General features: G+C 47.9%; 14 protein-coding genes. All 14 read left to right on the plus strand.

Going from position 1 to position 12,923, the window contains the following annotated elements:
* Nucleotides 1-51 precede the first annotated feature (51 nt).
* The 14 genes from C3B52_RS25695 (at nucleotide 52) to C3B52_RS25760 (ending at nucleotide 12,730) form a co-directional block, all read left to right on the plus strand.
* Nucleotides 52-1,092, plus strand: coding sequence for a hypothetical protein (locus C3B52_RS25695; protein ID WP_103109251.1), 1,041 nt, complete (start codon nucleotides 52-54; stop codon nucleotides 1,090-1,092).
* Nucleotides 1,079-3,253: a molybdopterin oxidoreductase family protein gene (locus tag C3B52_RS25700; RefSeq protein ID WP_103109234.1), complete on the plus strand. Its 2,175-nt coding sequence runs from the start codon at nucleotides 1,079-1,081 to the stop codon at nucleotides 3,251-3,253. The genes C3B52_RS25695 and C3B52_RS25700 overlap by 14 nt, the downstream gene beginning before the upstream one ends.
* Nucleotides 3,246-3,815 carry a 4Fe-4S dicluster domain-containing protein gene (locus C3B52_RS25705; RefSeq protein WP_103109235.1) on the plus strand — a complete coding sequence of 190 codons (570 nt, stop codon included), beginning with the start codon at nucleotides 3,246-3,248 and terminating at the stop codon, nucleotides 3,813-3,815. The genes C3B52_RS25700 and C3B52_RS25705 overlap by 8 nt, the downstream gene beginning before the upstream one ends.
* 16 nt (nucleotides 3,816-3,831) lie before the next feature.
* A complete protein-coding gene (locus C3B52_RS25710; RefSeq protein ID WP_103109236.1) occupies nucleotides 3,832-4,368 on the plus strand; it encodes a Rieske 2Fe-2S domain-containing protein in 537 nt (178 codons plus the stop codon).
* The gene (locus C3B52_RS25715) at nucleotides 4,352-4,555 is read left to right on the plus strand and encodes a hypothetical protein (RefSeq protein WP_103109237.1); all 204 of its coding nucleotides are present in this window, start codon (nucleotides 4,352-4,354) and stop codon (nucleotides 4,553-4,555) included. Before C3B52_RS25710 ends, C3B52_RS25715 begins: the two co-directional genes overlap by 17 nt.
* Nucleotides 4,552-4,851, plus strand: coding sequence for a hypothetical protein (locus C3B52_RS25720; RefSeq protein ID WP_103109238.1), 300 nt, complete (start codon nucleotides 4,552-4,554; stop codon nucleotides 4,849-4,851). The genes C3B52_RS25715 and C3B52_RS25720 overlap by 4 nt, the downstream gene beginning before the upstream one ends.
* A 101-nt stretch (nucleotides 4,852-4,952) precedes the next feature.
* Nucleotides 4,953-5,507 (plus strand): hemerythrin domain-containing protein, encoded by a 555-nt coding sequence (locus C3B52_RS25725; protein WP_235615862.1) that lies wholly within the window; start codon nucleotides 4,953-4,955, stop codon nucleotides 5,505-5,507.
* Nucleotides 5,508-5,670: 163 nt separating this feature from the next.
* Nucleotides 5,671-6,426 (plus strand): enoyl-[acyl-carrier-protein] reductase FabL, encoded by a 756-nt coding sequence (gene fabL / locus C3B52_RS25730; protein ID WP_103109239.1) that lies wholly within the window; start codon nucleotides 5,671-5,673, stop codon nucleotides 6,424-6,426.
* Nucleotides 6,427-6,537: 111 nt separating this feature from the next.
* Complete coding sequence (locus C3B52_RS25735; protein ID WP_103109240.1) at nucleotides 6,538-6,951, plus strand: GNAT family N-acetyltransferase; 414 nt, start codon at nucleotides 6,538-6,540, stop codon at nucleotides 6,949-6,951.
* 47 nt (nucleotides 6,952-6,998) lie between these two features.
* Nucleotides 6,999-7,535 (plus strand): DUF402 domain-containing protein, encoded by a 537-nt coding sequence (locus C3B52_RS25740; RefSeq protein ID WP_103109241.1) that lies wholly within the window; start codon nucleotides 6,999-7,001, stop codon nucleotides 7,533-7,535.
* Between the two features lie 57 nt (nucleotides 7,536-7,592).
* Nucleotides 7,593-9,371, plus strand: a complete 1,779-nt coding sequence (locus C3B52_RS25745; RefSeq protein ID WP_103109242.1) for an ABC transporter ATP-binding protein — start codon at nucleotides 7,593-7,595, stop codon at nucleotides 9,369-9,371.
* A 30-nt stretch (nucleotides 9,372-9,401) separates the two neighbouring features.
* Entirely contained in the window at nucleotides 9,402-10,619 is a 1,218-nt protein-coding gene (locus C3B52_RS25750; RefSeq protein ID WP_103109243.1) for an MFS transporter, read from the plus strand.
* A gap of 119 nt (nucleotides 10,620-10,738) precedes the next feature.
* Nucleotides 10,739-11,977: an MFS transporter gene (locus C3B52_RS25755; RefSeq protein WP_103109244.1), complete on the plus strand. Its 1,239-nt coding sequence runs from the start codon at nucleotides 10,739-10,741 to the stop codon at nucleotides 11,975-11,977.
* 207 nt (nucleotides 11,978-12,184) lie between these two features.
* The gene (locus tag C3B52_RS25760) at nucleotides 12,185-12,730 is read left to right on the plus strand and encodes a flavodoxin family protein (RefSeq protein ID WP_103109245.1); all 546 of its coding nucleotides are present in this window, start codon (nucleotides 12,185-12,187) and stop codon (nucleotides 12,728-12,730) included.
* The last annotated feature ends 193 nt before the right edge of the window (nucleotides 12,731-12,923 follow it).

Here is a 12,923-nt window from a genome sequence, read left to right on the forward strand (position 1 = left end):
ATGTTCTCGAACGAAGGGAATGAAAACGAATAATCGCAGGGAGGGTGTAGTATGGATCGTATTTTTGCTTCCAAGGTGGCGAAGCGGGCTTTTATCATCGTCTCTTGTTTGTTTGTGTTGTCTTACGTGGGAACACGTTTTTTCGCTCATATAGACCTTGCGTTGTACGGATATATGGTGGGAACGCTTGTCTTTATCGGAGGCTTTCTTTATCGATTTTCCGCTTGGGCAGATCGTCCTCCAACCAATATTATTCTGAAAAAGGGTTTGCGGCTGCTATTTCGGAAAAGCACACCAAATACAGCGGTGGATCATCTGGCCGTCTATCGCTTTATTTGGAATCGGGGATGGTATCGCTGGACACAGCACATTTTGCTCGGATGGGGCTGTGTTTTGTCAGCACTAGTCACGTTCCCTTTAGTTTTTGGCTGGATGTATTTTACGATGGCGGATAACGGGTACTATCAGGTCGTCTTTATGGGTGTAAATGTATTGACTGTACTGGCGGATGGGTGGATCGCCTTTCTCTTTTACAATGCGCTGAACATCACTGCCTTCATGGTTATTGGCGGTGTGGTCATGGCTTTGTATCGCAGAATCAAGAACATGCAGGCGAGAGCTGAACAAACCTTTTTCTACGATTTTCTGCCTCTCTATCTGTTGTTGTTTGTCAGCGTTACTGGGCTTTTGTTAACGGCAAGCAATCTGTTCCTTGAGGGCTTTGGACACCCGATCATGACGGTAATCCATCAATTCTCTGTCATTCTTACCCTCATCTATTTACCATTCGGGAAGCTCGCCCATATCCCGTTCCGACCGATGAGTGTGTTTGCCCGAAATTATCGTGAGCATTATGCAGAACAGGAAATGAAAAAATGCAAAGTGTGCCAGACTGGCTTCGTTTCGGCTGAACAATCAGCTGACGTGATCAACGTGCTGGGGAAAAACGAGATGGTGTTCCATATGGAAAATAGGTTCCACTTGGCTGAGCTCTGCTTGCCGTGCCGCAGAAAATACCGCATGTTCCGCTTCACAGGAGTTCCTACGCACGAGATCGATGTCAGGGAGGCAAATCAACATGCTAAAGGATAAATTTTTTAAAGCCATTGAAAACAAGACACATCCTAACGAGAAATTGGTAAGCACGCATTGTAGTTACTGTGGCATGCAGTGTGGGATGAATTTGCGGGTAGATACAAAGGCGAACAAGATTATCGGGGTGGAGCCACGCTACGATTTCCCTGTCAATCTGGGGAAGCTGTGTCCAAAGGGAGTTACGGCCTATCAACAAGTGAACCATCCGGATCGGATAAAGCGGCCGTTGATTCGTACAGATGCTTCCTTAAAGGGTACAGCAGAAGGCTTTCGGGAAGCGACATGGGCGGAAGCGCTGGACTTAATCGTCTCCAGATTCAAGAAATTGCAAAGTGAATACGGCAAAGATACACTGTCCGTCTATTCTGGCGTTTCCATGACTAACGAAAAATGCTATCTTACTGGAAAATTTGCGCGTGTCGGCTTGCAAACTCGCTATATCGATTACAACGGTCGCTTCTGCATGTCTTCCGCTGCGGCAGGATTTAATCGCAGTCTGGGGATCGATCGCGGTTCTACTGTTCCCTGGACTGACATTCATCAGACGGACTGCTTGTTTATCGCAGGTTCGAATGCGGCTGAATGCCATCCTACAAGCATGTTTCGTATTTGGGAAGTGCAAAACCGGGGCGGCTATTTGATTGTGGCCGATCCAAGAGAAACGCCATTGGCTAGGCGAGCAGATATCCATCTAGACCTGCGTCCAGGCACTGATTTGGCACTGGCAAACGGAATGGTTCATCTGCTTATCAAGAACGGACATATAGACGAAGGATTTATTCGGAATCATACAAACGGTTTTGAGGATACGAAGGCATTAGTCGCTTCCTTTACCCCTGAGTATGTGAGTGAAATAACAGGGATCGATGTGGACAAATTGATTCGAGCTGCAGATATATACGGCAGGTCCCCAGAGGCTATCGTGATGTTTTGTCGCGGTGTGGAACAGCAGTCCAAAGGGACGGACAACGTATCTGCTTATACCAATATGGCGCTGGTCTCAGGCAAAATAGGCCGGCCAAAATCAGGCGTGGCTACCTTTACTGGTCAAGGCAATGGACAAGGAGGTCGGGAGCATGGGCAAAAAGCCGACCAACTGCCAGGCTACCGAAAGATGGATAATCCCGAGCATGTGCGCGAGATAGCTTGTGCCTGGGGCATCTCTGTGGAGGAAATGCCGCAAAAAGGTGTGTCTGCCTATGAAATGTTCCAGCTTATGAAGGATAAAACCATACGAGGACTTTATCTGCTTTGTTCGAATCCGGTGGTAAGCGCCCCGAATCTAAACCATGTACGGGAGTCAATGAAGAGTCTGGATTTTATGGTTTGCTGTGATTTTTACCTGTCCGAATCAGCCGAATATGCAGACGTTGTACTGCCAGTGACAACCTGGGCGGAGGATGATGGAACAACAACCAATTTGGAAGGGCGTATCATTCGTCACCGTCAAGCACAGGATTGGTACGCTGAATCAAAGCCAGACTGGTGGATCCAGATTGAAATTGCGAAAAGAATGGGGCGCGGGCAATACTTCGAACATTTGAAGTCACCACTTGATATATTCAATGAATTGCGTCAGGTCTCCAGAGGTGGGGTCGCTGACTACTACGGTGTCACCTATGAGAAAATTGAGCAGCGCAACGGTGTTTTCTGGCCGTGTCTTACGGAGGATGACGAAGGACAGCCTCATTTGTTCCTGGATAAGAAATTTTATCACCCTGACGGCAAAGCAAAAATATGTGCACTACCCTACCGCCCCCCTGCGGAGGAGCCTGACGAGGAATACCCTCTGCGGCTTACGACAGGACGTGTTGTTTTTCACTACTTGTCCGGTAACCAGACGAGACGAATCCCGTTTTTGAAAGCCATGTATCCTGATCCTCTTCTAGAGGTCCATCCAAAGACGGCTCACCGTTATGGGATTGAGCACGATGAACTGGTGACGCTGAAAACGAGAAGGGGAGAAGCGCAGTACCGTGTAAAAATCATCGAGGCGATTCGTGAGGATACGCTGTTTGTTCCCTACCATTGGGGAAAAGCGGAATCTATCAATCTGCTAACCAATCCGGCATTGGACCCGTACAGCAAAATGCCAGAATTTAAAGCGTGCGCAGCGCAAATCATCAAGCACAAACATGGAGGAGTTCGCCATGGGTAAACAGGTTTTATATATCGAAATGGACAACTGTATCGGTTGCCGAAGCTGTCTGGCGGCGTGTACGCAATGTGGCGGGCATGACAACCGAAACCGAAACTACGTACTGGAAGTAAACCCGTTTATCAACAGACAGACGATTCCTCTCATGTGTTTTCACTGCGTCAATCCGGCTTGCGCGCGCAGCTGTCCTGCTCAGGCGATTCAAATCGCAGATAACGGTGCTGTTTTGTCAGCCCTGGTAGAAAAATGTATTGGTTGTCAAAACTGTACGATCGCTTGCCCATATGGGATTCCCAAATTTGATGAAGAGCAAAATCTCATGTACAAGTGTGATCTTTGTTATGACCGGACGAAAGAGGGGATACCGCCGATGTGCGCATCAGTTTGCCCTACCAACACATTGCAGTGGATTAGCGAGGCGGAACTGGAAGAAAAGCAGGCACAAGTCCCTCTGGCCAATGGCAAATGGACAGCCAGCCACTCGCCGGACGCGATGGAAGGCGAAACAAATGTGAAAATCAGCCTGCCTGGCATTCTGCAAGGCAAACAAAAGCTATTCTAGAAAGGAGCTGTGCGTTATGGAGAACAACGAGAACTCCAGCAAAATTCCTTTGAAGGATGACAACTATACCCATAACATCAATCGTTCCAACGAGCGCTGTTTGGATCGACGAAGCTTTATGAAAACAATGGTTGGCGCAGCTGGTCTTTTTGCGGTATCGACACTGCCATGGGGAGCCTTGGCTGCCAAAGAGCTAGTGAGTCCATCCAAACAAGCGTATCCGAAACACAAAATTGCGAATCTCTCTGAAATAAAAGTTGGAGAAGCTGTCGAATTTGCCTATCCGAGTGAGCATGACACAGCGCTATTGGTGCGCGTGAAAGAACAAGAATTTAAGGCATATCAAAATGCATGCACCCACCTGCGCTGTCCGGTATTTTGGGATCGGGAGGAAAAGGAACTGTTATGTCCATGCCATCACGGGAAATTTGATGTAGCGACAGGACAGCCGCTCGCTGGCCCTCCCAGAAGACCGCTGCCAGAAATTGTCCTACAAGAGAAAGATGGGGCGGTATACGCTGTAGGGGTGAAACGATATGAAGAGCAGCTATAGTGGTGTAATCCTTTTGGCATTGATCTTGTTTGCGAGCATTGTTTGCACGCAGTACACGGTAAATATGTATTTTGCTCAGAGGTATATCCATGTTCTGTTGTTTAGCGGCGCCACGGTAATCCTGTTCCCGTTGGCCTGGATTGTGTATGGCAAAACCATTGGGGATAGGCGAGGAGGAGGAAAATGATTAACGTACTTCACCAAGCACTACCCGCGTGGGTGGATAAAAAAATGGGGATTCTCATTCACGATTTGGCTGATGATGCCGAATCACATGCTCGACCTATCATGGAAAGGCATCTGGCAAAATGGGAGTTTACAGAAGACAAAGAGCATTTGCGGCTATATTTTAATCCCTGTCAGTTTGTTGCGATTCCCCTCCTGAATGGTCCTGTGATTTTTTCCGAAGAAGATTTCGGTGTCCTTATGGTTGCCCGTGACAATCAGGGACAATTGGAATATCGCGTTTCCTTTTGGAGCTAACCCTAGGGCAAGAAAAAGAGTCAGGCCATAAAATCCTAGCCCCTTTTATGTCGTTCCGGTCTGATTTCTAGATATCGCTGGTGGAAGAAGGGGGGAGATCTATGGAACAACAGCATTGGGGATGCATGGGGATGATGCAGGTGTTTAGGGGCGGGAAGAAGTTATGTCCGCCTCTGCAAAAATTGAAAGAAGAGCACCGGTCCTTGGGAGAGAAGATAAATCGACTGGCAGGCTTGGCAAAGGAACTGGGGCAGTCAGCAGAACCTTCTTGCACGAAACGCTTAACGGAACTTCACGAGATAGCCTCCTCCTTTCTCATGGAACTAGACAAACACTTCAGGTGTGAGGAAGAAAGACTGTTTCCAATATTGGGAGGCTATATTGGACGGGATATGGGACCAATCGCGGTAATGGAATATGAGCATAGGCAAGCAAAAGAACACATCTCGTTGTTTCTGCGCTTAGTTGAAAAAGGAAGAAGGAATGAGCAGGAGGAAATAACAACTGCTCTCCACCATTTGCGGATATCTGTGGAAATTTTGTTGCAGCATTTCTTTAAAGAAGAAAACGTATTGTTGCCGATGGCAGACCACTTATTAAGTGACGCAGATAAAGCGCAGTTACAAAGACTGTTTCAAGATGGAGTAGATGAATAATGATAGCATTTGTTGGGTCCATGAATCTTTATTCTCATGGGCCTTTGTTGTTTCAAAAACGGCACTTGTAGAAAAAGCCGAACGGGAGTTGTATAATAAATGAGTGGTTTTAAGTATTAGTACCTGCTGTTAATAGTTGGTCTGATTAGGAGGCAATACTTTTATGAATACAAAAAAAGTAGCATTAGTAACCGGGGGAACGAGAGGAATCGGTAAAGCAATTGCTCTGCAATTGGCTGAACAGGGCTATGATCTCGTCCTGAATTATCTCCGTAACCGTACTGCGGCGAGAGAAGCAGCAGCTGAGCTGGAAGCAAAGGGTGCACGTGTGCACTTGATTAAAGCTAACGTAGGTGATGTGGCAAAAATCAAGGAGCTGTTCGCAGAAATCGATCAGGAATTCGGTCGCCTGGACGTATTTGTAAACAATGCGGCATCTGGTGTTCTTCGTCCATTGATGGAGCTGGAAGAAAGCCACTGGGATTGGACGATGGAAATTAACAGTAAAGCACTGTTGTTTTGTGCGCAAGAAGCGGCAAAGCTAATGATTAAGGGTGGCAACGGGGGAAAAATCGTCAGCCTATCCAGCCTTGGTTCCATCCGTGTTCTGGATAACTACACAGCAGTAGGCGTGTCCAAAGCAGCGGTAGAAGCGATCACTCGTTATCTGGCTGTTGAGCTCGCTCCACATAACATTGTCGTCAACGCCGTTTCCGGTGGCGCAGTAGATACAGATGCTCTCAAGCATTTCCCGAATCGCGAAGAATTGCTCGGCAGCTCCGCAGAGCGTACTCCTGCTGGTCGTATCGTAGAACCGGAAGATTTGGCGAATGCAGTTATGTTTTTACTCTCAGACAAGGCATGGATGGTTCGTGGACAAACGCTGATTGTAGACGGCGGAATTTCTCTTTTGACCTAAAATTTTACTTATGCGAAAGCTTGGAGTTGGAGACTTTGACGTGTTACCACACAAGACAAAGTTGTCCAAGTGTTGTACAATAGAGCAAGAAGGCTACGAAGGAGGCAACGTATGCTGATTCGTCCGTTTCGACTCGGTGACTATTCGGCTATCACAAGGATTTGGCAGGAAACGGGTTTGGACCAATCGGAGACGGAGTCGTTGAACGACTTGGCCCAACAGCTGGCATGGGACAGCGATCTGGTTATGGTTGCAGAAATGGAAGAAAAGGTTGTCGGAGTTGTAGTAGGCACCATTGATGGAGCGCGTGCTTATTTTTACCGACTTGCCGTTCTACCAGAGATGCAAGGCAGTGGCATAGGACGCGAACTCGTTGCCGCGATTGAAAAACGGTTCAAGCAAAGAGGCGTCAACAACGTTCTGATTATGGTCAACCAGGCTAATCCCGAAGTCCTTCCGTTTTACCTTTCGCTTGGCTATGAAGTACAAAAATATGTTACACTTTCCAAAAAGCTCTCTTCTTAAGGAGGCTTGTCCCCATTCAGATAGAGAAGAGAAGAAAGGGGAGAGTCATGTCACCAACTCCGGGCTCCAATATCCGCATTGAAAGCTATAAACACGACCATTCGTTGCACCGCATATGGGACAAATCCACGCTGATTCATACCAGTGATGCGGTGGTGATTGGGGGAAATGATCGGGTCAAGGTGACAGAAGCAGACGGACGGGAGTGGCGTACGCGCGAACCGGCCATATGTACATTCGGTCGAGGACAGTGGTTTAATACCATTGCCATGATTCGCGACGACGGCATTTACTATTATTGCAACCTTGGTTCACCCTTTAGCATGAAGGGTCAGTTGCTCAGCTACATAGACTATGATCTCGACGTGAAAGTGTTTCCCGACATGACGTATTCGATTCTCGATGAAGAGGAGTTTCTGCTGCATTCCAGACAGATGAACTACCCTCCGTTTGTCGTGGAAAGAGTACAGACAGCGCTGCGAGAAGTATTGGATTGGGTCAGCGCACGTCGTGGTCCATTTCAAAGCGGCTTCGTCCAGCGTTGGTACGAGCGTTATCTTTTAGTACGAGACGATGAGGAATAATCCCTTTCCCGTAAATTCGGGGGAGGGATTTCCTTGTTTGCAAAGGAGGTATGATGCTTGAGCATACGCCGCTACATGGCATATGTGTTGCCTTATTGGAAGCAGATTCTGGGTACCGTTTTCATTGGCATTATAAAATTTTCGATTCCGCTGGCCCTGCCGCTTCTCATCAAGTACGTAATTGACGATCTTTTGCCCAGTCCCCTTCCTCAAGAGGAAAAACTCACGCAGCTTTTCTGGCTGATGCTTGGCACGTTCTTGTTGTTTACGGTTGTTCGCGCTCCGGTGGAATACATCCGGCAATATTACGCGCAGTGGGTATCCAGCCGTATTTTGTTTGACATTCGGAATCAATTGTTCTCGCATTTGCAAAGACTTTCGATGCGTTACTACAACAACACCAAGACTGGTGAAGTCATTTCTCGCGTGATCAACGATGTCGAATCGACCAAAAGCTTTGTGGAAACAGGATTGATGAATCTATGGCTGGATACGATCACGATCGTCATGACGCTGGGGATCATGTTTTACATGGATGTTGAGCTGACGATTGTCGCCATCGTTGTATTTCCGTTGTACAGCATTTCTGTCAAATTCTTTTATAAGCGCTTACGTCAGCTGACAAAGGACCGATCAGCCGCATTGGCGCATTTGCAGGGACATTTATATGAGCGTGTGAATGGCATGTCTCTGATTCGCAGCTTCGCCTTGGAAGAGCATGAGAGCAAGGAATTTGCCAAAGAAAACAATCATTTTCTACATAAAGCTCTGACTCATACGCGCTGGAATGCCCGAACCTTCTCCGTGATCAATACGGTTACGGATATTGCGCCCCTGCTTGTCATCGCCTATGCAGGATATCAGGTGATCGGGGGAAACATGAGTGTAGGGACGCTGGTTGCGTTTTATGCGTATTTGGATCGGCTGTATACGCCACTGAGACGGTTGGTCAACTCAAGCACGGTTTTGACACAGGCGATTGCCTCGATGGACCGGATGTTTGAATTTATCGATCAGGCTTATGACATTGTCGACAAGCCAAATGCAGGCGAGCTGCCTGTTGATCCTACAACCAAACGAATCCGAGGAGAAATTCGCTTTGAGAATGTTTCCTTTCGCTATCGGGAAGAAGGACCACTTGTCCTGCAAAATGTCGATTTAACGATTGAGTCGGGCGAGACGGTAGCGATTGTCGGCATGTCCGGTGGCGGGAAGTCGTCACTGATCAGTCTGTTGCCGCGCTTCTGGGATGTGACAGAGGGACGAATTACGATTGATGGTGTTGACGTTCGGGATGTCAAGCAGCGGAATTTGCGCAATCACATCGGGATGGTTCAACAAGACAATATATTGTTTAGTGAATCGGCAAAAGTAAATATATTAATGGGCAATCCGGATGCAGACGATCAGTCTGTCTATGAAGCAGCGAAAGCAGCACATGCGCATGATTTTATTACAGCCCTGCCCGATGGCTACGATACGGAGCTGGGGGAGCGGGGTGTCAAGCTTTCCGGAGGACAAAAGCAACGGATCGCCATCGCGCGTGTCTTTTTGCGTGATCCGGGCATTCTGATTTTAGATGAAGCGACATCTGCCCTCGATTTGGAATCCGAGCACACGATTCAGGAGTCGTTATCGAGATTGACGAAAGGGCGGACGACCATCATCGTCGCGCATCGCTTATCGACGATTACCCACGCAGATAAAATCATTGTGATGAAAGAAGGGCAAATCGTAGAGCAGGGTAAGCATGAGGAATTACTCGAAAAAAGGGGCGTTTATCATGGCCTGTGGAGTGTACAAGATTTAGGGAATGCAACAGACGAAGTAACGTAAAAGCTAAGCAGAGGGAACGGGGGGAATCCGATGGAGATATGGCGCCGCAACTTGTATGTTTTATGTGGGTCATTGTTCGTCGTGATGGTAGCGATGAGCATGATCATGCCCTTTTTACCTCTGTACATTCAGCAAGATTTCGGGATAGAGGATCCGCATGAAGTAACTGCTTGGGCAGGCATCATTTTCGGAGCCAACTTTTTGACGGCAGGTCTCGTATCCCCAATTTGGGGAAACTTGGCTGACAAGCACGGGCGCAAGATCATGATTTTGCGCTCTGGCTATTTTATGTCGATTACAGTGGCACTGACGGGATTTGCCGGGAGCTTATGGCAGCTGTTGGCTCTGCGTTTAATCAACGGTCTGGTTGGAGGTATTATTCCCGCGAGTACAGCGCTCGTCGCATCTTCAGTGCCAAAAGAACAAATTGGCTGGGCACAGGGGATGCTGCAATCGTTTATTACCGCGGGAACGATTATGGGTCCGCTGTTTGGTGGACTTTTGGCAGAGCGGATCGGTTTTCGGATGATTTTTGTCATCACTGGATGCATGCTTTTGCTTGCTACGCTGGTGATTACTTTTACTGTAAAAGAAAACTTCGTGCCGCCAGAGAAAAAGGATCGTTCCAGCCTGCGTGAAGATTTTCAAATGATCTTTTCGTCCAAAGAGCTGCCTGCGCTTTTTTTTGTAACCGTCATGATTCAGTTTGCTTTGTTCAGCATTATTCCTGTTCTGCCGATTTATATTGCACAGCTGCTAGGCTCAGAAGGAGCCAAAGTAGCGTTGTGGGCAGGTCTCGTGCAGGCTGCGATGGGGGTTGCCAACGTTTTCGCCTCTCCTCGATTAGGAAGATTGGGAGACCGCTATGGCTCACAAAAGGTGCTCCTCGGCGCCTTGCTGATGTCGGCGATCCTGTTTATTCCACAAGGGCTAGTTGCTACCGTGTGGCAGCTCGTACTGCTGAGATTCCTGCTTGGTCTGTCACTTGGTGGACTTTTGCCTTCCGTCAATTCGCTCTTGCGGCGAGCGACACCTGTACACATGGTGAGTCGCGTGTACGGCTACAATAACAGCTTTGTCAGCATTGGCAGCATGCTCGGGCCGATGATTGGCGGTTTTCTGGCGGGGTATGTAAGCATCAGCGGGGTCTTTTTCATGACCAGTGCGTTTTTGTTTATCAATGCCGGATGGGTGTACTACAGTTTTTTTAAAAACAAATCTATGCATCAGACAGATTCTGGAATATAATGAGAGAAATTTGAAGCAAGCGAGGTGCACCTCCATTGTGATGAGTTGTCGGTGGAACTAATTTTTTATTCCAACAGGACAATTAAATAAAGTCCTGAGCCGACAGGAGGTTTCACGCCGTGTGGAATAGACGGTTTATTTGCCTCTGGGCGGGTCAGACTCTGGCCAATCTGGGGGATGTTTTTTATATTGTCGCGTTTATCTCAGTCATGTACGCGGCTACTAACTCTGTGATGTACACTGCTTTTATTCCAGTGGTCAACGTGACGTCACAGTCACTGAGCAGCTTCCTCGCTCCGTTGGTTTTCCAGCACTTGTCCCTGCAGCGGATGCTTGTGCTGTCTCAGGGGCTCAAGACGATTTTGCTGGGTATCGCTTCTTTTGTCGTGGCGATGGGAGTAGGCGAGCAAAAGCTGGTGATCTGGCTGTTATTCGGACTTGCGGCTATGATTGCCTTTATGGATGGTTGGGCAAATCCAGCCCGCAACGCCCTCGTCCCACGATTGGTTGATCGTTCCGAGCTGATGCGGGCGAATGGACTTTTGGCAACCTCAGATCAAACGGTACATTTTGCTGGTTGGGCGGCAGGAGGGCTGCTTGTTGCATGGCTGGGGGCAAGCGTAGTTCTTTTAGGAACAGTAGGAGCTTATGTGGTGGCAACAGTAGCGATGCTAGGTGTTGCTCCTGCAAAGGATGGCAAAAAGGAAGAAGACAGCCAGTCCGAACCACGGCAGGCTAAATCGAATTGGCTCACAGGCTGGAGAATCATCCGGGATACGCCCTCACTGCAGCTGCTGGTTGCCATGGATATCGTAGTTGGGATGTCAGGTGCAGCTTGGATTGCGGCGATATTGCTGCCTTTTGTTCTTGATGAATTGGGAAGTAGCGAGGCATGGTGGGGATACATCAACGCTGGCTACATGCTCGGAGCAATTGCTGGCGGAAGTGTGCTGCTAATGCTCGCTCATCGGCTCAAGCGTCATCTGTATAAGGCGATTGCGATTGGGACCATTTGTTCAAGCTTGATTACCTTTGCCTTTGGTAGCAGCACGAATCCGTTGGTTGCCCTTCTGTTTTCCTTTTTGCTAGGACCTTTTCTGGAAATGTTCCTGGTCAGTAAACAGACGATACTGCAGCAGCAAACAGAGGAATCGGCATTGCCGTATGTATTGTCGGCAAAAGGGACGATTGACATGATGGTATTTGGAGTCTCGTCTCTGATCATGGGAGCGTTTGCGGAAATGCTGGGAACGAGAGCGGTGTATTACCTTTCCGCTGCGCTTTTGATCGTCGGCTTTTCGCTCGCATGGAAGCTGTATCAACACGCGAACCGGCAAACTAGTGCTTCTATATCGTAAGTCGTAAGTGTAGCCCTCTGGTAGAGATTGCCGGAGGGTTTTTTGAACGTATAAGAATTTATAAGCGCGAACGCTTAAAAATTCTGGAGCGCATGAAAAATTTCCGCTAAACGCGGTCGCTCCTCCTTGAGGATGCCTCGATAGAGGTTTTCTTATACAATATAGGTGAGAAAACAGATGGGAAAAATGGAAATGGAGTGATTGGAATTGAAGATTCTCGTTTTGCATGGCAGCTCAAGAGATGAAGGAAACACCGAGCAATTGACCAATTTGGCTTTGCAGGGAGTCCCTCATACAAGCATTCGTTTGCGAGAAAAGGAGATTCGCCCGATTCACGATCAAAGACATGATGCAGACGGCTTCGCTTCCGTTGCAGACGATTATGATGAAGTGATCGAAGCTGTGATGGCGCATGAATTTATCATTTTTTCCACTCCGATCTATTGGTACGGCATGTCTGGCTACATGAAAAATTTTGTGGATCGCTGGTCACAAAGCTTGCGGGATAAGCGCTATTCTTTCAAAGAATCGATGGGGCAAAAGCGCGCTTATGTGATCACGACAGGCGGCGATCAACCTCGTCTAAAAGGACTTCCGCTGATCCAGCAATTCCAATTCGTCTTGTCCTTTGTAGGAACAACCTATGAAGGCTATCTCATCGGCGAGGGAAATAAGCGAGGAGATATTTTAGGGGATAAGCGAGCGATTGAGGATGCAAAGCTGTTGAATGAATGGCTGAAGTCTCAGCTATAAGAGCAGTTGAAACGAAATACGTGAATTATAGAATGAAGACCGGAATTCGCTTCCGGTCTTTTAGCGTGTGCGCCCAGCATGGGCGTTATCTCTAGGGTTAAAGTCCCGAATGGTGAAGGCAGTAGTAACCATTAGCCTAAGACAAGGGTGTCCACCGTGAGGTGGAATCTGAAGGAAGTTGGCGGCAAACCTC

The sequence above is a fragment of the Brevibacillus reuszeri genome (assembly GCF_002897295.1).
Classification (GTDB): domain Bacteria; phylum Bacillota; class Bacilli; order Brevibacillales; family Brevibacillaceae; genus Brevibacillus; species Brevibacillus reuszeri_A.